This window comes from Asanoa iriomotensis, from assembly GCF_016862515.1.
Taxonomy (GTDB): domain Bacteria; phylum Actinomycetota; class Actinomycetes; order Mycobacteriales; family Micromonosporaceae; genus Asanoa; species Asanoa iriomotensis.
In genome coordinates, this window is sequence record NZ_BONC01000001.1 from 56,032 (window position 1) to 76,756 (window position 20,725).

A 20,725-nucleotide genomic window follows, 5' to 3' on the forward strand; every position below is an offset into this window, starting at 1 on the left:
CGACAGAGGGCCCCCGGCACGCAGCCGGGGGCCCCGAGAAAACTCACGCCGGCCGCAACCAGAGGGCGCCCAGCGGCGGCACGCGCAGGCGCGCCGACACCGGCATCCCGTGCCAGTGCACGTCGTCGGTGGACACGGTCCCGAGGTTCCCGACGCCGGAGCCCCCGTAGTCGGCGGCGTCGGTGTTGAGCACCTCGACCCAGGAGCCGCCGCGCGGCAACCCGACCCGGTACTCCTCGTGCGGAACGGCCGCGAAGTTCACCACACACACCAGCGGCGACCCGTCGGGCGCGAGCCGGATGAACGCCAGGGTGTTGTTGGCCGCGTCGTCCGACACGATCCACCGGAACCCGGCCGGCGTCGTGTCCTGCGACCACAGCTCGGGCGCGTCGCGATAGAGGACGTTGATGTCCCGCACCAACCGCTGCAACCCCGACCGCTGCGGGTCGGACGGCAGCGACCAGTTCAGGCCCCGCTCCTCGTTCCACTCCTCGTCGTCCCCGAGCTCGCATCCCATGAACAGGAGCTGCTTGCCGGGATGCGCCCACATGAACGCGAGCAGCGCCCGCACGTTGGCCAGCCGCTGCCACAGGTCACCGGGCATCTTGGACAGCAGGGACCGCTTTCCGTGTACGACCTCGTCGTGCGAGATGGGCAGCACGTAGTTCTCCGACCACGCGTACACCATGGAGAACGTCACCTGGTTGTGGTGGTACTGCCGGTGGACGGGCTCCTTCGACGCGTACAGCAGCGTGTCGTGCATCCAGCCCATGTTCCACTTGAACCCGAACCCGAGCCCGCCACCCGACGTGGGCCAGGTGACACCGGGATAGGCCGTCGACTCCTCGGCGATCATCACCACACCGGGGTGGTGCTTGTAGACGGTCGCGTTGGCCTCCTGCAGGAACCCGATCGCGTCGAGGTTCTCGCGGCCGCCATATTGGTTCGGTTCCCACTGCCCTTCCTTGCGCGAGTAGTCCAGGTAGAGCATCGACGCGACGGCGTCGACCCGCAGACCGTCCACATGGAACTCGGCACACCAGTAGAGCGCGTTGGCGACGAGGAAGTTGCGCACCTCCCGCCGCCCGTAGTCGAAGATGTAGGTGCCCCAGTCGGGATGCTCGCCGCGCCGCCAGTCACCGTGTTCGTACAACGGCGTCCCGTCGAAGCGCGCCAACGCCCACTCGTCGCGCGGGAAGTGCGCCGGCACCCAGTCGAGCAGCACCCCGATCCCCGACTGGTGCAGCCGGTCGACGAGATAGCGGAAGTCGTCGGGGTCGCCGAACCGGGCCGTCGGCGCGTAGTAGCCGGTGACCTGGTAGCCCCACGACCCGCCGAACGGATGCTCCATCACAGGCAGCAACTCGACGTGGGTGAACCCCATGTCGACGACGTACTCGGTGAGCTGGTCGGCCAGTTCCCGATAGCTCAGCCCGGGCCGCCACGAACCCAGGTGCACCTCGTAGACGCTCATCGCCTCCTGGTGCGGCTTCGCGGACGCCCGCCGGCCCATCCACTCGGCGTCCTTCCAGTCGTACGACGACTCGTGGACGACCGACGCCGTGCGCGGCGGCACCTCGGTGCGCCGGGCGAGCGGGTCCGCCTTCTCCCGCCACACCCCGTCGCCGCCCAGGATCCGGTACTTGTAGCGGTGGCCCACCGCGGCGTCGGGCACGAATATCTCCCAGACGCCGCTGTTGCCCATCGAGCGCATCGGCCAACCGTCGTGCGGCCCCCACCCGGTGAAGTCGCCGATCACCCGCACGCCGCGCGCGCTCGGCGCCCACACGGTGAACGACACCCCGCCGTCGCGGGCGTGCGAGCCGAGCGCCTCCCAGAGCCGCTCGTGCCGCCCCTCGCCGATCAGGTGCAGGTCGATCTCACCGATCGTCGGCCCGAACCGGTAGGGGTCGTCGAACACGCGCCCGTCGGCGTCGACCCGGTAGTCGAAGACGTCACCGGGCAGGACCGCTTCGAAAACCCCTTCCGGGTGTACGCGCGACGCCGGGTAACGCGAATCGCCGACCACGATGGCGACCTGGTCGGCGCCCCGGCGCAACGTGCGTATCGTGGTGCGCCCGTCGCGCGGGTGCGCGCCGAGGGTCGCGTGCGGATCGTGCGCCGCACCGGTGATCAGCTCGTCCATGTCCCTACCTCACCCCACGCCCGTCCGGCGCGGTCCTTCGCCCTCACCGACGCGGCCGCACCGAGAGGATGTGCGCCGGCTCGAGGAACGGGTCGAGCCGGACCGCGTTGCGCTGGCCCCAGTCGTACGTGCCCCCGGTGAGCTGGTCCGTAACCACGAACCGTTCGTGCCAGTCCATGCCCAGCGCCGGCATGTCCAGTGTGGTGTTTCCCCATTGGACCCCGCTCGAGTCGAACGAGCAGACGACCAGAACGGTGTTGTCCGCCCGCGGGTCGCGCTTCGACCAGCACAGCAGCGCCGGGTTGTCGACCTCGTGGAAACGCAGGTTGCGCAGCCAGTGCAGGGCCGGGTTGTCGCGCCGGATCGCGTTGAGCCGCCCGAGGAAGCCGGCCAGCGAACGGCCCGCGTTCTCCGCGCCCTTCCAGTCGCGAGGGCGCAGCTCGAACTTCTCGTTGTCGAGGTATTCCTCGGCGCCCGGCCGGGCCACGTGCTCGAACAGCTCGTAGCCGGCGTAGAGACCCCACGACGGCATCAGCATGCTGGCCAGCACCGCGCGGATCTTGAACATCGGCGGGCCGCCGTGCTGGAGCGTCTCGTGCAGGATGTCCGGCGTGTTCGGCCAGAAGTTCGGCCGCATGTGGTCGGCCGCCGCGACGAGCTGCTCGCAGTACTCCCGCATCTCCCACGCCGTCGTTCGCCAGGTGAAATAGGTGTACGACTGGCTGAAGCCGATTTTGCCCAGCCCGTTCATCATCGCCGGGCGGGTGAACGCCTCCGCGAGGAACAGCACGTCCGGGTCGACGGCCTTGACCTCCGCGATCAACCAGTGCCAGAAGTTGACCGGCTTGGTGTGCGGATTGTCCACCCTGAAGATCTTGACGCCTTGCCCGACCCAGTGCAGGACGACCCGCCGGATCTCCTGCCGGATCCCCTCCGGGTCGTTGTCGAAGTTCAGCGGGTAGATGTCCTGGTACTTCTTCGGCGGGTTCTCGGCGTACGCGATCGTGCCGTCGGCGCGCGTCGTGAACCACTCCGGGTGCTCCTTGACCCACGGGTGGTCGGGCGCGCACTGCAGCGCGAGGTCCATCGCGACCTCGAGCCCGTGCTCCTTCGCCGCGCCGACGAAGGCGCGGAAGTCGTCGAGCGTGCCCAGCCGCGGGTGGATCGCGTCGTGCCCGCCCTCCTCGGAGCCGATCGCCCACGGCGAGCCGACGTCGCCCTCCTCGGCGACCAGCGCGTTGTTCTTCCCCTTGCGGTTGACCCGGCCGATGGGGTGGATCGGCGGCAGGTAGAGCACGTCGAAGCCCATCTTCGCGACGCCCGGCAGGCGCCCCTGTGCGGTCTCGAACGTGCCGTGCTTCGCGTGCCCGTCGCCGACGACGGCGCCCTCGGAACGCGGGAAGAACTCGTACCACGCGGAGAACAGGGCTTTCTTGCGATCGACCCAGACGGGGTACGCGTCGCTGCGGCTCACCAGTTCGCGCACCGGATGCTGCCAGAGCAGGTCGGCAAGACCGAGAGCCGGTGACACGCGTACGCCCAGCGCCAGGTCCTCCGCCCGCAGCGCCTCGGCGGCCTTGGTCACGCGGGAGCGCTGGTCGTCGGGCACGCCGCCCGCCGCCCGGTCGAGCAGCGCGGCGCCCTCGACGAGGTCGTTGGCGAGATCGGTGACGTCCTGGCCGGCGGCGATCTTCTTCTCGACGGCGTCGCGCCAGCTCAGGTAGGGGTCGCTGAACGCCTCCACGACGAAGCTGCCGTCACCGACCGCCTCGGGGACGAAGGTCGCGTGCCAGCGGTCGGTGCCGGGCGCGCCGGCGGTCATCCGGGTGAACGGGTGCTCGGTGCCGCTCGGGTCGCGCCAGACCACGTTGCAGCCGATCGCGTCGTGGCCCTCGCGGAAGACGGTGGCCGAGACGGGGATGATCTCGCCGACGACGGCCTTGGCGGGATATTTCCCGCAGCTCACCGACGGGCCGACCTCGTCGATCGGCAGCCGGCCGGCGGTGGGGTCGGGGGCAACCGGCTCCTGACGGCCGGCCTTCGGCGCCCGCTCGGGGTCGGCCGAGGGCACAGCGGAGGCGGCAGCGGGAGTCGGCGTCGGCGCGGCGGGGGCGGCAGCGGGTTCGGCCGGCGGCTGCGGGGCGGCAGCGGGCTCGGCCGCGGAAGCGGCCACCGGCTCGGGCGTGGCAGGGGCAGCGGGCTTGGCCGCGGAACCAGCCGCAGGCTCAAAGGAGGCCGGCACGTCGGCGGGCTCGGCCGTCGGCGTAGGAGCCGGCTCGGGGGCGGCAGCGGGCTTGGCCTCGGTAGTAGCCGCCGGCTCGGGCTCGGCCGGCGCCGGAACCGGCTTCGCGGGAGCGGCCGCGGGCTTCGCGGGCGGCTCGGCCGCGGACGGTGGTCCAGGTTTGGGCGGGGCCGGCTTGGGCGTCGTCGGCTTCGCGGCGGGCGGTCCGGGCTTGGGCGCGGCGGGGCTCGCGGCGGGCGGTCCGGGCTTGGGCACGGCCGGTTTGGCGGCGGCCGGGCCGGGCTTGGGCGGCGCCGGGCGGGCGCTCTCGGCCGCCGGGCGGGCGTCCCCTTCAGGGGTGTTCGTCGTCGGCACGGGATCGACCTCAGCCATGATCTCCACCGTAGTCGGGTCGCCGCCCGCCGTCGCGTCGAGGACGAGGATTGTTCGCGCTCGGGCCCTTCAGGCGGCCCTTGTCGGTTTCGGGATCAGGCCTCGACCCGCTGGCCCTTGCCGATCACCACGATGCCGTTGTCGGAGACCGTGAACCGGCGCCGGTCGCGCTCCAGATCGACCCCGATCTCCGCACCCTCGGGCACGACCACGTTCTTGTCGAGGATCGCGTTGCGGACCACCGCGTGGCGGCCGATGTCGACGCCCTCCATCAGCACCGAACCGGACACGTGTGCCCACGAGTGGACCTTGACGTTCGGCGAGACCACCGAGTTCTCGACCAGCGACCCGGAGATCACCGCGCCCGGGGAGACCATCGAGCCGACCGCCCGGCCGACCCGCTCCTGCCAGCCGTGCACGAACTTGGCCGGCGGCCACGGGTTGTAGTCGGTGTAGATCGGCCACTCGAAGTTGTAGAGGTTGAACACCGGGTGGATGGCGATCAGGTCCATGTGCGCGTCGTAGAACGAGTCGAGCGTCCCGACGTCCCGCCAGTAGTGCCGGTCGCGGTCGGTGCTGCCGGGCACGACGTTGTCGGCGAAGTCGTACACGCTGGCGGCCTGTTTCTCGACCAGCATCGGAATGATGTTGCCGCCCATGTCGTGCTTGCTCGACGGGTTCTGCGCGTCGCGGGTCACCGCGTCGACCAGCGCCTCGGCGGTGAACACGTAGTTGCCCATCGACGCGAAGATCTCGTCGGGCGCGTCCGGCAGGCCGCGGGCGTCGTGCGGCTTCTCCCGGAACGCCTGGATCCGCTTGCCGTCGCCGGCCACCTCGATGACGCCGAACTGGTTGGCCATCGAGATCGGCTGCCGGATGCCGGCCACGGTGACGTCGGCGCCCGAGTCGATGTGCTGCTTGACCATCTGCGCCGGGTCCATGCGGTAGATGTGGTCGGCGCCGAAGACGATCACGTAGTCGGGCTTCTCGTCGGAGATCAGGTTGAGGCTCTGGTAGATCGCGTCGGCCGACCCCGCGAACCAGCGCGGCCCGAGGCGCTGCTGCGCCGGCACGGGTGCCACGTAGTTGCCCAGCAGGTTCGACATCCGCCAGGTCTTGGTGATGTGCCGGTCCAGCGAGTGCGACTTGTACTGCGTCAGCACGACCATCTTCAGATAACCGGCGTTCGCCAGGTTCGACAGGACGAAGTCGATCATCCGGTAGATGCCGCCGAACGGCACCCCCGGCTTGGCGCGGTCGGCGGTCAGCGGCATCAGACGCTTTCCCTCACCACCGGCGAGCACCATCGCGAGGACTTTGGGGGCCATGAGCAGACGCTAGCCACCTCGCGGGCCGCGCACCAGCGGAGGGTTCACGTCGAGCCGGTTAAGGTTTCCGCTGTGGACAGGATCCGAGTCGATCTCCTCACCCGCGAATATCCGCCCGAGGTGTACGGCGGCGCCGGGGTGCACGTCGAGTACCTGGCCCGTGACCTGCGGCGGCTGGCCGACGTCCGGGTGCACTGCTTCGGCGCCCCGCGCACCGAGCCGGGCGTGACCGCGTACGCCGACCCGCCGGGGCTCGCGAACGCCAACGCCGCCCTGCGTACGCTGGGAATCGATCTGGAAATGGCCGCCGGCGCCGCGGGCACGGACGTCGTGCACAGCCACACGTGGTACGCGAACCTCGCCGGCCACACCGCCAAGCTGCTGCACGGCGTGCCGCACGTGGTGACCACGCACAGCCTGGAGCCGCTGCGCCCGTGGAAGGCGGAGCAGCTCGGCGGCGGCTACCGGCTCTCCTCGTGGGCCGAGCGCACCGCGATCGAGGGTGCCGACGCGGTCGTCGCCGTCTCCGAGGGCATGCGCCGCGACGTGCTCACGGCCTATCCGGGCGTCAACCCCGACCGGGTACGCGTGGTGCACAACGGCATCGACACGGTCCAGTACACGCCGGATCCCGAGACCGGTGTCTGGGACCGGATCGGCGCCGACCCGGCCCGGCCGACCGCGATCTTCGTCGGCCGGATCACCCGCCAGAAGGGCCTGCCGTACCTGCTGCGGGCGGCCCGGGAGCTGCCCGCCGACGCCCAGCTCGTGCTGCTCGCCGGCGCGCCCGACACGCCCGAGATCGCCGCCGAGGTGCGCGAGCTGGTCGACGAGCTCAGCCGGCGGCACGACCGGATCTTCTGGGTGCCGGAGATGCTGCCCAAGCCCGACGTCATCCAGCTCCTCACGCACAGCACGGTGTTCGTCTGCCCGTCGATCTACGAGCCGATGGGCATCGTCAACCTCGAGGCGATGGCCTGCGAGACCGCCGTGGTGGCGACCGCGACCGGCGGCATCCCCGAGGTCGTCGACGACGGCGTGACCGGGCTGCTGGTGCCGATCGACCAGGCCACCGACGGCACGGGTACGCCCCTGGACCCGGACCGGTTCGTCGCCGACCTGGCGGCCGCGCTCAACACGCTGCTCGCCGACCCGTCGCGGGCGGCCCGGATGGGCGTCGCCGGGCGCGAGCGCGCGGTCGGCCAGTTCTCGTGGGCGTCGATCGCCGAGCGCACGATGGCGGTCTACCAGGACGTACTAGGGAATTAGCACCGCGACCCCGTCGACGCGGTCGCCGGACAGGTCCGCGAGGGCCTGGCCGGCCTCGTCCAACGGATACTCCTGCCGGTGCACGAGCGGCGGGTTCGCCAGGGCCGCGGCCAGGAAGGCCCGGCCGTCGGCGCGGGTGTTGGCGGTGACGCTGCGCAGCGTACGTTCCTCGAACAGGTGTTTCTCGTAGTTGAGCGCCGGGATGTCGGTCAGGTGGATGCCGGCGACGGAGAGCGTGCCGCCCCGGTCGAGCGCGGCCAGCGCGACCGGCACCAGCGTGCCGACGGGTGCGAACAGGATCGCCGCGTCGAGCTTCTCCGGCGGCCGGTCCTGCGCGCCGCCGGCGGAGGCGGCACCCAGCTCCAGCGCCAGCCGCTGCGCGGCCAGCGAGCGGGTCATCACGTGCACGGTCGCGCCCTGCGCCATCGCCACCTGGGAGATCAGGTGGGCCGACGCGCCGAAGCCGTAGATGCCGAGGCGCCCGCCCGGCGGCAGGTCGGCGCGGAGCAGCGCGCGGTAGCCGATGATCCCCGCGCACAGCAGCGGTGCCAGTTCGCGGGCGTCGCGGTCGGCGGGCAGCGGGTAGACGTAGGCCTCCGGTGCGGCCGCGTACTGCGCGTAGCCGCCGTCGGCGTCCCAGCCCGTGTAGCGGGAGTCCGGGCAGAGGTTCTCGTTGCCGCGCAGGCAGTAGGCGCAGGTGTTGTCGGTGTGTCGCAGCCACGCCACGCCGACCCGGTCGCCGGGCCGGTAGGTGCTCGCGTCCGCGCCCCGGGCCACGACCCGCCCGACGATCTGGTGGCCGGGCACGACCGGGCTGCGGTGCGGCGGCAGGTCACCCTCGGCGACGTGCAGGTCGGTGCGGCAGACCGCGCACGCCTCGACCTCGACCAGCACCTCGTCGTGGGCCGGCGCCGGCACCGGCAACTCGGCTCTGCGCAGCGGATCGTCGGCCAGCGGGCCCGGGTCGACCACCTGCCAGGCGGTCATCGTCTCCGGAAGAGAGGTCACTCCCCCATCTTCACCGCTTGGAGCGTGTAGGAGAGCGGAACCCGCTCGCGACCCTCGGCGAGCCGCCATTCCTCGTCGTCGCCGCGGACCATCCGGCCCGGCAGCCCGTCCCACGGCACGCTGTCGTGCTCCTCGAGGGCGGTGATCCGCAGCCCGTGTGCCAGCAGCGCGGTGACGATCTCGCCGAGCCCGTGGTTCCAGGAGTGCGTCTCGTTCTGGGTGAACACCGCGTCGGTGGCGACGTAGGTGCCGCCCTCGTCCCAGACGAGCGGCTCGGCCGTCTCGAAGTACGGGAAGCGGACGACCAGCAGGTCGTCCTCCTTGCGCGTGTCGTCGAGCGACCAGAGGACCGGGTGGCCCTCGCGGATGAACAGGCGGCCGCCGGGCTTGAGGAGCCGGGCCACTGTTGAAGCCCAGCGATCGACCGAGGGCAGCCAGCAGAGGGCACCGATGCCCGTGAACACCAGGTCGTACGCCTCGTTGGGCAGGACGTCGGCGGCCGCGTACACGTCGGACTCGACGAAGTCGGTCGGGTCGCCGAGCCGCTTCGCGAGCGTGCGGGCCTCGGCGACCGAAGCCGGCGAGAAGTCGAGGCCGGTCATCCGGGCGCCGAGGCGCGACAGCGAGATCGTGTCGGTGCCGATGTGGCACTGCAGGTGGACACCGCGCAGCCCGCGGACGTCGCCGAGCCGCGGCAGGTCGAACCGCACGACATGGCTGACGTACGCCGGGTCGGCGGCGAACTTGTCGAGCGCGTAGTCCGGGGACGCGGCGTGCGCGGGCGCGCGCTCGTCCCAGCTGGCGCGGTTGATCGTGCGGTAGTCGGCGGTCACGGCCGCAGAAGCTACCAGCGGCGGCCTACCAGACGTAACCGAAATACAGCTCGGTGCCGGCGGCGCCGCTGCAGCGGTAGACGTCGGCGTCGCCGCTGCGCACGGCGGCGGTGCCGGCCGCGACACAGTCGGCGTTGCTGGCCTGGCTGCCCTGGAACTTCCAGGTGTAGATGCCGGCCTGCGCGGGCGCGGCGGCGACCGCGAGGGCCGCGGCGGCAACGGCGCCGACGGCGGCGATCCGGACGGCGGTGGTGCGAGCGCGCATGGTGAAGCCTCCCCCGTGAACATCGATCAACGTCGGTCACGACGCTAGCCAGGCGGCCGCGGCGTGGTCAAGCCCTTCGATGCGCGGCCGATATTTTCGCACTGGCAGTGCAGTATTGACACCCGTCGCGCGGGATGCCTAACGTCGATTTCCCCCTGTCCCTGCTGGGAGGAGCGCGACGATGCGCCGTACCCTCCTGTTCCGCGTCCTGGTGTCCACGGTGGCCGCCGTCACCGCCGTGACCACCCTTCCGTCCACGGCGGCGGCCGGCGGCACTGTCGGCGGCACACCCGGCGACCAACCACTGCCCGGCTACACCATCGTCAACCCGCCGCTGGCACCGGCCACCGTGGGCGGTGCGCCCTCGACCGTTCGCCAGGGCACCTACCGGCACGCCGCGTACATCATCGAGGTGCCGCCGCGCTGGAACGGCGACCTGGTGATGTGGGCGCACGGCTACCGCGGCCAAGGCATGGTGCTGACGGTCGACCCGCCGGCTTTCGGCCTGCGCCAACGCCTGCTCGACCAGGGGTACGCGTGGGCGGCGTCCTCCTACTCCGGCAACGGTTTCGACATCCGTGCGGGCGTGCTCAGCACGAAGGAGCTGGCCGGCCACTTCGACGAGGTCGTCCGCCGACCACACCGGACCTACGTCGCCGGTGTCTCGATGGGCGGCTACATCATCGGCCGGTCGCTGGAGGAATACCCGAGCCTCTACGACGGCGCGCTGCCGATGTGCGGCGTCATGGGCGACCAGCGGCTGATCGACTACTTCCTGGACTACCAGCTCACGGCCGAGGCCCTCAGCGGGGTGACCACGTACCCGGCCGGTCCTGACTACCTGACCGCCGTCGTGCCCGCGGTGCAGCAGAAGCTGGGCCTGGCGGCCCTGTCTCCGCTGGCCCCCGAGCCGACCAACGAGCTGGGCCGCCAGTTCCGCGACATCACCGTCAACCAGTCGGGTGGTCCCCGGCCGGGCGCGGCGGCGTCGTTCGCCTACTGGAAGAACTTCCTGTTCGGCCTGAGCGCCCCGGCCGCGGCGTCGTCGACGCCGGCGCAGGACCCGGGTCTGATCGCGACGAACCTGTTCACGCGGTACTCGCCGTCGACGCCGGTCGACGTGAACCGCGTGGTGCGCCGGGTGGCGCCCGAGGAGCCGCGGGAACGCCTCTCCGGGCGGCTCACGCAGGTCCCGAAGATCGACGGCCGCCCGCGGGTCCCGGTCCTGTCCCTGCACACGTTGGGTGACATGTTCGTCCCGTTCGTCAACGAACAGCAGTACAAGGCGGACGTGGACCGCCACGGCCGCGGCCGCCTCCTGGTGCAACGCGCGGTCCGCTCGACCGAACACTGCGAGTTCAGCCCGACCGAGGTCGGCACGGCCTGGGACGACCTGGTCTCGTGGGTCCGGCACGACCGCAAGCCGGCCGGCGACCGCGTCGACCCGAAGTCGGTCGCGGCCGCGGACTACGGCTGCCGCTTCAGCGACAGGGCGGCGTACACCACCGGCACCCGCCGGCTCTTCCCCGCCTGCGCGTAGGGATTGGAAACGGCCTCCTGCCCATCCGGCAGGGGGCCGTGCGCCCTAGTCGAAGCGCTCGCCCATCGTGGCGAGCATCTGGTCGATCTCGTCGCTGAGGGAGCCCTCGCCGCGGCGCTCGAGCCAGACGTCCGTGCCGACGCGCAGGCTCGCCGTGAAGGCCGCGGCCATCAGGCGGGCGCGCATCCGGTCGGCGCCGCGGCGGGCGAGCTCGTCGGCGACGTCTTCCTCGAAGGACGCGTGGCGGGCGAACTGCTGGCCGACCAGCGACGGGTGCCGGCGGATCAGGCGGCTCTGCGCGACCCACTCCGGGTCCGGGTCGCCGCCCTCGTCGAACAGGGAGCGCGTGCTCGCCCGGACCGCCTGCCATGCCGGCTCCACGGCCGGCCGGCGGCGCAGCGCGAGCAGGAACTGGTTGAGCCGGTCCCGCTCGCCGTGCAGGAGGGCGTCCTCCTTGTTGGCGAAGTAGTTGGAGAACGTGCGCCGGGAGACCTCCGCGGCCTCGACGATCGCCTCCACCGTGACCTCGGTCAGGCCCCGCTCGATCGCCAACTCCATCGCCGCGCGATGGAGAGCGTCGGCGGTCGCCGCCTTCTTACGCTCGCGAAGGGTCTGCGCCTCCGCCGTCGCCGTCTCCACGCCTTGCACGATATCGCGCGAACCTACGTATTGCTCAATGGGCAACTTTGCACAGTAGGAAATTCGATGGCAAGCTGAACGCGCGGTTGGCTCGCGTATGGCAGCGTGCGCGGGCGGCGGCAAGGATGGGACGCGAGGGCATCGAAAGGATCGAGGCGGGATGGGCACCTCGGTGGCGCGGCACCCGGACGAGGAGCACTACGGTCCGGCCGTACGCCCGATGAAGTTCGAGCGTGGCACCGACGGCCCGCGCGTCGTCATGGTGGGTGTCGACGGCACGGAGACCTCCCTGCGCGCCGCCGCGTCGGCGTTCGGCGTCGCCCGGCGCCAGGGCTGCGGCCTGACCATGGTCTTCGTGGCCGCGCCCGGCCTGCTGGCCTCGCTCGCGCCGCAGGTCGGCTACGCGCAGCAGGAGGCGTTCGAGGAGATCGCCGCCGACCTGAAGCGGGAGGCGCACCGGGCCGCCGTCGAATACGGCGTGCCGGTCACGCTGGTCACCCGCCGCGGCGACGCGTTCTCGGAACTGGCCGCGGTGGCCGACGCGATCAAGGCGGACTTCGTCTTCGTCGGCGCCAGCGCGCAGGCCGGCCACAAGTTCGTCGGCTCGATCGCCACCCGCCTGGTCCGCCTGGGCCACTGGCCGGTCGTGGTCGTGCCCTAACGGGCTTTGTCGTACGTCTCCCGGGCGGCGAACACGCCGTCGAGGTTGGCCTCGACCCACCTGGTCAGCGTCCAGATCTGCTCGGCGACCTCGCGGCCCATCGGGGTCAGCGAGTAGTCGACCCGGGGCGGGATGACCGGCTTGGCGTCGCGGTCGACGAAGCCGTCACGTTCGAGGGTCTGCAGGGTCTGGGCGAGCATCTTCTCGCTGACCCCGCCGATCGCCCGGCGCAGCTCGCTGAACCGGTGCGGGCGGTCACGCAGCTCGGCGAGGACGAGCACGCCCCACCGGCTGGTGACGTGCTCCAGCACGGGTCGGGACGGGCAGTCGACCCGGTTGACGTTCGGCGCTCGCACCTCACTTACGGCCATGTCCGTACCTTACTTCAAGGTGGGTACTTACGGCTAGGAGGGTATGCGACGTAGCGTTAGTGGCGACCCGACCATCCGGACAGAAGGAACTTCTTACCCATGAGCATCGTCATCACCGGCGCCAACGGTCAGCTCGGTCGCCTGGTCATCGCGGACCTGCTGGCCCGCGGCGTCCCCGCCGAGGGGATCACGGCGGTCGTGCGGAGCGCGGAGAAGGGCGCCGACCTGGCCGCCGTCGGTGTGCGGCTGCACGTCGCCGACTACGACGAGCCGTCGACGTTCGCCGACGCGTTCGCCGCCGGCGACCGGGTGCTGCTCATCTCCGGCAGCGAGCCCGGCCGGCGTGGCCCGCAGCACCAGGCCGTGATCGACGCCGCGGCCGCCGCCGGGGTGGCCCAGCTCGCGTACACCGGTGTGTTCGGCGGTCCGGACGCCTGGTTCGCGCTGGCCGGCGACCACCGCGTGACCGAGGCCGCGATCGTCGCCTCCGGTGTGCCGCACACGTTCCTGCGCAACAACTGGTACTCCGAGATGTACACCGGCGACGTCGCCGGGATCGTCGCGCGGGGTGCGGTCGCCAACGCGGTCGACCCGGAGAGCCGCATCGCCACCGCACCGCGCAAGGACTTCGCCGCGGCGGCCGCCGCCGTGCTCACCGGCGACGGTCACCTGGGTCGGGCGTACGAGCTGAGCGGCGACACCGCCTGGACGTTCGGCGAGTTCGCGGCGGAGCTCTCACGACAGAGCGGGAAGTCGGTCACGCACGCCACCGTCTCGCCTGCGGAGCTCAAGGAGATCCTGGTCGGCGCCGGGGTGCCGGACGTGTTCGCGGACATCCTCGTCGAGGTCGACGACGCGATCGACAAGGGCGCCCTCGCGGGGACGCCGGGCGACCTGTCCACACTGATCGGACGCCCGACGACGCCCATCGCCGACACGATCGCGGCGGATCTGGCGAAGCTCGGCTAGCTCCTCCAGCGCAGGCGGAGCGTGACGATCTGGAACGGGCGCAGGCGCAGGGTCAGCCCGTCGTGGAGGGCGTCCGGTTCCAGGTCACGTTCGAGGAGGTCGCTCTCGGTCGCCGCGGTGACCGGGAAGTCGGGCTCCAGCCGGGCGGTGGCTCTGCCGCCGAGTGCCTCGTAGACGCGGACGACGACGTCGCCGGAGCGGTCGTCGGCGAGCTTGACCGCTTCGACGACGACCGACTCCGGCGGGTCGGCGGCGACGTGCAGAAGCGGGGGCGCCGGCTCGCCAGGCATCGCGCGGACCGGCAGGTTGATCTCGTAGCCCGCGCGGACCGCGTCGGCGACCGCGGCGCCGGGCACGAGCGCGTAGCGCATGACATGGCGGCCCTGGTCGGTGTCCGGGTCGGGGAAGCGCGGGGCACGCAAGAGCGACAACCGCACGACGCTGTACGTGCCTCCGCCCTGTTTCGCGACCCGCCTGACGTCGTGGCCGTAGGTGGAGTCGTTGGCGAGGGCGACACCGTACCCGGGCTCGGCGACCCGCACCCACCGGTGCGCGCACACCTCGAACCGGGCGGCGTCCCACGAGGTGTTCTCGTGCGTCGGCCGCTCGAGGTGGCCGTACTGGGTCTCGTAGGCGGCCCGGTCCGTGTGCACGTCGACCGGGAACGCGACCTTGAGGAACTTCTCGCGCTCGTGCCAGTCGACCTCGACCCGGAAGTCGACCCGCCGGGCGCCGGCGGCGAGGGTGATCTCCTGCAGCACCGCCGAGGCGCCGAACACGCGGGACACGCGGACCGTGTCGCCGGCGACCGACAGCTCCGTGACACCGTCCACATCGGTCACCAGGTCGCGGTAGAACGGGTCGACGTCCCAGGCGTCCCAGCGGTTGGGCTCGTCGCGGTGGAGCTGCAGCAGGTTGGCCGGGCCGGCGAGGACCTCGCGGCCGGCCCGGAGGTCGAGCACCGACGTGACCACGCCGCGGTTGTCGACGGTGACCTGAAGGAGGCCGTTGTCGAGGACGAAGCCGCCGTCCTGGGGTTCGACCCGCACGACGCCGGCCGCCGCGGGCGGGTGGCCGGCACCCATCGCGGGCAGGCCGTCACGGGCGAACGGTGCGGCGTTGAAGGCGACCTCACCGGTGTGGGGTCCGGCGATGCTACGCAGGGCGCCGTCGATCAACGACTCCAACTCGTTCGCGACCCGTTCATAGGTCTCCCGGGCCTCCCGGTGCACCCAGGCGATCGACGAGCCGGGCAGGATGTCGTGGAACTGGTGGAGGAGCACGGTCTTCCAGAGCCGGTCGAGCGTCTCGTATGGATAGTCGGCGCCGGTGCGCAGCATCGCGGTCGTGCACCACAGCTCCGCCTCGCGCAGGAGGTGCTCGGCCCGCCGGTTGCCGCGCTTGGTCGCCGCCTGGGACGTGTAGGTGCCCCGGTGCAGCTCCAGATAGAGCTCGCCGACCCAGACCGGCGCCTGCTTCCCGTACTCCTGCTCGGCCTTCTGGAAGAACTCCGCGGGGGCCTCGACCGCGACCCGCGGTGATCCCTCCAGATCGGACAGTCGCCGCGCCCGGGCGAGCATCTCCCGGGTCGGGCCGCCACCGCCGTCGCCGTGCCCGAACGGCAGCAGCGAGCGGGTCGCCGGGCCTTTGTCGCGGAAGTTGCGCACGGCGTGCGCCACCTCCTGTCCGGTCAGCTCGCCGTTGTAGGTGTCCGCCGGGGGGAAGTGCGTGAACACGCGGGTGCCGTCGATGCCCTCCCACCAGAACGTGTGGTGCGGGAAGCGGTTGGTCTGGTTCCAGGAGATCTTCTGGGTGAGGAACCAGCGGGTCCCGCTGAGCTTGACGATCTGCGGCAACGCGGCCGAGTATCCGAACGAGTCGGGCAGCCAGGCCTCCCGCGTCTCGACGCCGAACTTCTCGAGAAACCAACGCTTCCCGTGTACGAACTGGCGCGCCATCGCCTCGGAGCCCGGCATGTTGGTGTCGGACTCGACCCACATCCCGCCGACGGGCACGAACCGCCCTTGCCGCACATGGTCGGCCACCCGGGCGAACACCTCGGGCCTGTGCTCCTCGAGCCAGGCGAACTGCTGGGCGGAGGACATCGCGTACACGAGGTCGGGGTAGGTCTCGAGAAGATCGGCGACGTTGGCGGCAGTACGCGCGACCTTGCGCACGGTCTCCCGCTGCGGCCAGAGCCAGGCGGTGTCGATGTGCGCGTGCCCGACGGCGCTGATCCGGTGGGCACTGGCCTGCGCGGGCCGGCTCCGCACGTCCGCCAACTCGGCCCGGGCGCGCGCCGCGGTGCCGGACAGGTCGGCGGGGTCGAGTGCGTCCATCGCCCGGGACAGGGCCCGCAGGATCTCGTGCCCGCGCGGCTCGCCCTGCGGTAGCTGCGCCCTCAGCTCGGACAGCACCTCGAGGTCGTGGACGAGCTCGGCCAGCTCCTCGTCGCGGACGGTGATGTCGGCGCGGGCGAGCCGGTAGATCGGCGCGTCGCCGGCGGTGCCCAGCTCACCGAGGTCGGTCGGCCGGAAGTCCTGGAGCACGGTCGGGTTGGCGGCCGCCTCGACGTAGAGGTCGACGGCGCGGCCGGCGACGGGAACCCAGTCGTTGCGCGGATGCAGTCCTTTGTGCACGGACCCGTCGGGCCGGTAGACGAGCCCTTCGGCCTGAAACCCGGGCGATGCGCTGTTCCACCCGAGATCGACGACCACCTCGACGCGGTCGGCCTCGCCCACGGCCGCGGGCACGGACCCGGTCAGGTGGAACCAGGTGGTCCCCCACGGCGGCCCCCATGCACCGCCGATCGGGAACGGCGCGAACCCGCCGTCAGCCAACGCCACCGCGGGCGGGACGGGTTCGCCGTCCACCTGCCAGGCGGCCACGTCCAGCGCGCCGACCACGCGACGCGTCGCGGGCCGAAGGCGTTCGGACAGGAGGCGCGCCAACCGATCTTCGACAACGGCCCGATCGTCATGCACGTCGGTAGCCTATCGATCTCCCGAGCACGGGGTTTTGCCGTTTTCACGACTTTGATCCGCATAGCGTCGGGGTGTGCAGGTGTGGAACACGCCGCCGGATCGGGTCGGGGTGGAGTGGCGGATCGAGGTGCGGGACGCCGGGCGGGTCAGTGTGTTCCGGCGGACCGGGCGGCGGGTCGGGCACGCGCCGCTGCGGCATCCGCGTGATCTCTACGAGCTCGGCGGGTGGCTGGTCGATCGGGGGATCGATCCCGAGCAGCTGAGCACGCCGTGAACATGAACTCCCATGCGTGACTCGTTTCTCAGTGGGAAAACTTGCCCAAAGCGCAAGATCGGGAGGATGCTGGAGGAGATCGAACACCGTTCCGGAGGATCTCCCTGCGATGAGTGCCACCACCACAACCGCCCGGCCGCCCGCCGAACCCGGACAGATGAGCCACCGGCAGACCCTCGAGGCGCTCAGCGGGCTGCTGCTCGTGCTCTTCGTGGCGCTGGTCAGCAGCACGGTCGTCTCGACCGCGTTGCCGCGGATCATCGGGGCCCTCAACGGGTCGCAGACCCAGTACACCTGGGTGGTCACCGCGACCCTGCTGTCCGCGACCGCGACCACCCCCATCTGGGGCAAGCTGGCCGACCTGTTCAACAAGAAACAGCTGATCCAGATCTCCATCGTGATCTTCGTGGTCGGCTCGGCGATCGCCGGGCTGAGCCAGAACGCCGGGCAGCTGATCGCGGCCCGCGCGTTCCAGGGCATCGGCGTCGGCGGCCTGCAGGCGCTGGTCCAGGTGGCGATCGCCGCGATGATCCCGCCGCGTGAGCGGGGCCGCTACAACGGCTACCTCGGTGGCGTGATGGCCCTCGCCACGGTCGGCGGCCCGCTGCTCGGCGGCCTGATCGTCGACACCTCGTGGCTCGGCTGGCGCTGGTGCTTCTTCGTCGGCGTACCCATCGCAATCATCGCTCTTGTCCTGCTCCAGGCCACCCTGCGCCTGCCCACGATGCGCCGCGAGAACGTCAAAATCGACTACCTGGGCGCGACGCTGATCGCCGCCGGGGTGAGCCTGCTGCTCATCTGGATCTCCTTCGTGGACGGCACGTTCCCGTGGCTGTCCTGGCAGACCTACCTGATGGTCGGCGGCGCCGTCGTCATCCTCGCCCTGGCGGTGCTGGTCGAGTCGAAGGCGACGGAGCCGGTGGTGCCGCTCACCATCGTCACCCAGCGGACCACCGCCCTGGCGATCCTCGGCAGCCTCGCGGTCGGCATGGCGATGTTCGGCGGCGCGGTCTTCCTGGGCCAGTACTTCCAGATCGGCCGCGGCTACTCACCCACCGAGGCGGGCCTGCTGACCATCCCGATGATGGCGGGCGTGCTGCTGTCCTCGATCGTCGCCGGCCGGCTGATCTCGAAAACGGGTAAGATCAAGCCGTACATCGTGGCCGGTTCGGTCATCCTGGTGGCCGGGTTCGCGATGCTCGGCACGATCGACCACGCCACGTCGCTGGTCTTCGTCGGCGCCGGCATGCTGCTGGTGGGCATCGGCGTCGGCATGACGATGCAGAACCTGGTGCTGGCGGTGCAGAACGGCGTGCAGCTCAAGGACATCGGCGCGGCCAGCTCGTCGGTGGCGTTCTTCCGCTCCCTGGGCGGTGCGATGGGCGTCTCGATCCTGGGCGCGGTGCTGGCCAACCGGGTCACCTCCCAGATCACCCACGACCTGGCGGCCGCGGGCGTGCCGGCGGGCGCGGAGTCGTCGGGCACGAGCGCGCTGAACCTCAACGCCCTCCCGGAGGCGTTCCAACACATCGTGCGCGCGGCGTACGGGGACGCGACCGGCCACATCTTCCTCATCTCGGCGGCGATCGCGGTGGTCGGCGTGATCGCGGCGCTGCTGCTGCGCCCGGTCACGCTGCGCACGAGCCTGGACCTGGCCGACCAGGAACGCTCGGTCACGACGGCCGCGGGCGCCATCGACGGCGTCGCGGACGCGGAGGAGCCGGTCTCACGGCGCTGAGTCCGACCGGACCCCTGCCGACTCCCCTCGGTCGGCAGGGGCCTTCCTCATCTACGGTGAACACGAAGCCCTCTTGCCGATGGGAGCGGCGATGACCGCGACGCCGTCGATCGAGCTGCGCTGGCAGCCGGGGCAACGTCATGTCCGCTGGACGTACGGGTCCGTCGAGGTCGAGCTGGCGTTCCCCTCGCCACCGGCCACGGTGACGGTGTGGCCGGACCCGCCGAGCGTGGTCGTCGTCGAGGACCACACCCGCATCGACAACGCGGCGGTGTACGAGCCGGACGGCGCGGAACGGCTCCGCCTGTGCCCACCCGCCGTCTCCGCCGAACGCCAGTGGGACATCGGCTTCTACGCGGTGTACGCGGAGCCCAGCGGCCTGGTCGCGGTCTTCAGCACCCAGGTCGGCGACTTCTGGGGCAGGCCGGACCTGCACACCGGCGAGCTGAACCACGTCGCACCGTGGCGCTAGCCGAGCGCCGGGCGAAAGTGTCGGTGGGTGGGTTTAGCGTCGCGGGCATGACGGAGGAGCTTCCCCGGGTGGTCGTCTCGGTCACCGCGACCGCGGACGGCCGCGTGACGCTCGGCCGCACCGACCTCCTGCTTGACGAGAGCGTGGCCACCCGCTGGCGCGGCGCCTGGCCGGCCGACGTCGACGACCTGGTGGCAAGGCGCGCGGCAGCCATCGAAGCAACCCACCGTCCGACGGTGGTTCTGGAAGGCAGCGGCACGTTCGTCGGCCCGGACGAGGGCCCGCTCGACCTACCTGACGCCGCCGACGACGACGGCCTCCGCGCGGATTTCCTACCGTGGTCGAGCCCTCGCTGGTTCGCGGTCGTGGACCGCCGCGGCCGCGTGCCCTGGACCCACAAAGGAGAAGGCGACACCCGCCTGCTGGTGATCGTCGGCCCACACACGCCGGCGCGATACCTCGCCCATCTCCGCCGCGAGGAGATCCCCTACCTGAGCGCCACCGACCTGACGGCCGCGATCCGGAAGATGCGCACCGCCCTGGGCGCGACGTGCGTCCTGTCCGAGGCCGGCGGCGGCCTCAACGGCGCCCTCCTCCGCGCGGGCCTGGTCGACGAGCTCCACGTCATCACCGTCCCAGCACTGATCGGCGGCCTCGACACCCCGTCGATCATGGACGGCCCACCCACCGCTGCGGGCTCAACCCCAACCCGACTACGCACCAGAAACGTCGAGGTCGGCGACGAGGGCACCATCTGGGCCCACTACGAGGTGGTCAGATGAAGCGAACCCCCGGCGACCGAGCATGTCGCCCGCCCGCAGACCTGGATTGCAGAGAGACTCCTGACCAACAGGGAGGTCGCCCGTCTTCCAGCCAGGAGTGGGCCTTCGGCCGCAGGCCTCTCAAGCCGATAGGTCGGCCACCGCTGGGCAGAGACGGCTGGACATGTCAGGCGTCCAGTTCGACGTCCGCTGGTCGCGCGGCGAACAGTGCGATCGTCTCGCCGTTCGTCGAGTCCGAGATCTCGATCTCGAGCTCGCCGTCCGGGTACGTCTCGACGACGTAGCCGCGCATGCCGGCGGATACGCCCAGGTCCTCGAATCGCGACGTGACGATCCGTACGCGGTCGTACTGCTGGATCTCGGTCATCGCACGAATCCTGTGAACGGTGTGTTCAGCGTGAGGGAGCCATCCGGTCGAATCATCCAACCAGACTTCACGGTCGTCGAGCGGCCCGCGGCCTCGCCACGGCCGACGAGGTCGATCGGAATGGTGATGCGCTGGCCGTGCTGGTCCGCGCGGCCCCGCGTGTATTCCCCTGCGGCGAACCGGGCGGTGCCCTGCCGCGTGAAGTCCGCGGCGAGCTGTTCGCTGTGCTCGCGGCCGTATCCGTAGGACCGGAACACCCTGTCCTTCCCGTGCGTCGCGCCCGGCTTGAAGATGTAGTCGTTGAACTTCCGGATGGTCTCCGGGGTAGCGCCCGACGTCGGCCGGGCCGCAGCCGACCCTTCCCCTCGGCGTCCGGTTCGCTTCCCCGGCCTGCGGAGGAACCGAAGCGCGGCGCGGATCAGTCGTCCGCCTCCGCCAGATCGGCCAGCCACCGCGAAACCCCGC

General features: G+C 71.3%; 19 protein-coding genes. 8 read left to right on the forward strand and 11 right to left on the reverse strand.

Annotation, left to right across the window (positions count from 1 at the left end):
- Nucleotides 1-43: 43 nt before the first annotated feature.
- From glgB to glgC, 3 genes are all read right to left on the reverse strand, one after another.
- The gene (gene glgB / locus Air01nite_RS00250) at nt 44-2,146 is read right to left on the reverse strand and encodes a 1,4-alpha-glucan branching protein GlgB (protein ID WP_203699689.1); all 2,103 of its coding nucleotides are present in this window, start codon (nt 2,144-2,146) and stop codon (nt 44-46) included.
- A gap of 43 nt (nt 2,147-2,189) precedes the next feature.
- Nucleotides 2,190-4,139 carry an alpha-1,4-glucan--maltose-1-phosphate maltosyltransferase gene (locus Air01nite_RS00255; RefSeq protein ID WP_239090419.1) on the reverse strand — a complete coding sequence of 650 codons (1,950 nt, stop codon included), beginning with the start codon at nt 4,137-4,139 and terminating at the stop codon, nt 2,190-2,192.
- A gap of 716 nt (nt 4,140-4,855) precedes the next feature.
- The gene (gene glgC / locus Air01nite_RS00260) at nt 4,856-6,088 is read right to left on the reverse strand and encodes a glucose-1-phosphate adenylyltransferase (protein ID WP_203699691.1); all 1,233 of its coding nucleotides are present in this window, start codon (nt 6,086-6,088) and stop codon (nt 4,856-4,858) included.
- A 72-nt stretch (nt 6,089-6,160) separates the two neighbouring features.
- On the opposite strand from glgC, the gene glgA reads away from it, so the two are divergent.
- Nucleotides 6,161-7,357 (forward strand): glycogen synthase, encoded by a 1,197-nt coding sequence (gene glgA, locus Air01nite_RS00265; protein WP_239090391.1) that lies wholly within the window; start codon nt 6,161-6,163, stop codon nt 7,355-7,357.
- Here the strand turns inward: glgA and Air01nite_RS00270 are convergent.
- The 3 genes from Air01nite_RS00270 to Air01nite_RS40900 are packed head-to-tail and all read right to left on the reverse strand — an operon-like array spanning nt 7,346 to nt 9,463.
- Entirely contained in the window at nt 7,346-8,365 is a 1,020-nt protein-coding gene (locus tag Air01nite_RS00270) for a zinc-dependent alcohol dehydrogenase family protein (protein ID WP_203699692.1), read from the reverse strand. The genes glgA and Air01nite_RS00270 overlap by 12 nt on opposite strands.
- Nucleotides 8,362-9,198 carry a class I SAM-dependent methyltransferase gene (locus Air01nite_RS00275; protein WP_239090392.1) on the reverse strand — a complete coding sequence of 279 codons (837 nt, stop codon included), beginning with the start codon at nt 9,196-9,198 and terminating at the stop codon, nt 8,362-8,364. Before Air01nite_RS00275 ends, Air01nite_RS00270 begins: the two co-directional genes overlap by 4 nt.
- A 25-nt stretch (nt 9,199-9,223) precedes the next feature.
- The gene (locus Air01nite_RS40900; protein WP_239090393.1) at nt 9,224-9,463 is read right to left on the reverse strand and encodes a hypothetical protein; all 240 of its coding nucleotides are present in this window, start codon (nt 9,461-9,463) and stop codon (nt 9,224-9,226) included.
- Between the two features lie 181 nt (nt 9,464-9,644).
- On the opposite strand from Air01nite_RS40900, the gene Air01nite_RS00280 reads away from it, so the two are divergent.
- Nucleotides 9,645-11,003, forward strand: a complete 1,359-nt coding sequence (locus Air01nite_RS00280; protein ID WP_203699694.1) for an alpha/beta hydrolase family protein — start codon at nt 9,645-9,647, stop codon at nt 11,001-11,003.
- Between the two features lie 45 nt (nt 11,004-11,048).
- On the opposite strand, the gene Air01nite_RS00285 is transcribed toward Air01nite_RS00280, so the two are convergent.
- A complete protein-coding gene (locus Air01nite_RS00285) occupies nt 11,049-11,642 on the reverse strand; it encodes a TetR/AcrR family transcriptional regulator (RefSeq protein ID WP_239090394.1) in 594 nt (197 codons plus the stop codon).
- Between the two features lie 160 nt (nt 11,643-11,802).
- On the opposite strand from Air01nite_RS00285, the gene Air01nite_RS00290 reads away from it, so the two are divergent.
- A complete protein-coding gene (locus Air01nite_RS00290; RefSeq protein ID WP_203699695.1) occupies nt 11,803-12,303 on the forward strand; it encodes a universal stress protein in 501 nt (166 codons plus the stop codon).
- Here Air01nite_RS00290 and Air01nite_RS00295 read toward each other — a convergent pair.
- Complete coding sequence (locus tag Air01nite_RS00295; protein WP_203699696.1) at nt 12,300-12,674, reverse strand: winged helix-turn-helix transcriptional regulator; 375 nt, start codon at nt 12,672-12,674, stop codon at nt 12,300-12,302. The two genes, Air01nite_RS00290 and Air01nite_RS00295, sit on opposite strands and share 4 nt — an antisense overlap.
- A 99-nt stretch (nt 12,675-12,773) precedes the next feature.
- On the opposite strand from Air01nite_RS00295, the gene Air01nite_RS00300 reads away from it, so the two are divergent.
- Nucleotides 12,774-13,643, forward strand: a complete 870-nt coding sequence (locus Air01nite_RS00300; protein WP_203699697.1) for an NAD(P)H-binding protein — start codon at nt 12,774-12,776, stop codon at nt 13,641-13,643.
- Here the strand turns inward: Air01nite_RS00300 and Air01nite_RS00305 are convergent.
- Nucleotides 13,640-16,627: an alpha-mannosidase gene (locus Air01nite_RS00305; RefSeq protein ID WP_203699698.1), complete on the reverse strand. Its 2,988-nt coding sequence runs from the start codon at nt 16,625-16,627 to the stop codon at nt 13,640-13,642. The two genes, Air01nite_RS00300 and Air01nite_RS00305, sit on opposite strands and share 4 nt — an antisense overlap.
- 73 nt (nt 16,628-16,700) lie before the next feature.
- On the opposite strand from Air01nite_RS00305, the gene Air01nite_RS00310 reads away from it, so the two are divergent.
- The 4 genes from Air01nite_RS00310 to Air01nite_RS00325 all read left to right on the forward strand — a co-directional run bounded on the left by Air01nite_RS00310 (nt 16,701) and on the right by Air01nite_RS00325 (nt 19,893).
- Nucleotides 16,701-16,901, forward strand: a complete 201-nt coding sequence (locus Air01nite_RS00310) for a hypothetical protein (RefSeq protein WP_203699699.1) — start codon at nt 16,701-16,703, stop codon at nt 16,899-16,901.
- Between the two features lie 109 nt (nt 16,902-17,010).
- Nucleotides 17,011-18,639, forward strand: a complete 1,629-nt coding sequence (locus Air01nite_RS00315; protein WP_203699700.1) for an MDR family MFS transporter — start codon at nt 17,011-17,013, stop codon at nt 18,637-18,639.
- 91 nt (nt 18,640-18,730) lie between these two features.
- Nucleotides 18,731-19,111, forward strand: a complete 381-nt coding sequence (locus Air01nite_RS00320; protein WP_203699701.1) for a hypothetical protein — start codon at nt 18,731-18,733, stop codon at nt 19,109-19,111.
- A gap of 47 nt (nt 19,112-19,158) precedes the next feature.
- Nucleotides 19,159-19,893: a RibD family protein gene (locus Air01nite_RS00325; RefSeq protein WP_203699702.1), complete on the forward strand. Its 735-nt coding sequence runs from the start codon at nt 19,159-19,161 to the stop codon at nt 19,891-19,893.
- A 166-nt stretch (nt 19,894-20,059) separates the two neighbouring features.
- Here the strand turns inward: Air01nite_RS00325 and Air01nite_RS00330 are convergent, their stop codons facing one another.
- A complete protein-coding gene (locus Air01nite_RS00330) occupies nt 20,060-20,260 on the reverse strand; it encodes a hypothetical protein (RefSeq protein ID WP_203699703.1) in 201 nt (66 codons plus the stop codon).
- Nucleotides 20,257-20,712 (reverse strand): DUF6883 domain-containing protein, encoded by a 456-nt coding sequence (locus tag Air01nite_RS41815; protein WP_344387524.1) that lies wholly within the window; start codon nt 20,710-20,712, stop codon nt 20,257-20,259. Before Air01nite_RS41815 ends, Air01nite_RS00330 begins: the two co-directional genes overlap by 4 nt.
- Nucleotides 20,713-20,725 lie beyond the last annotated feature (13 nt).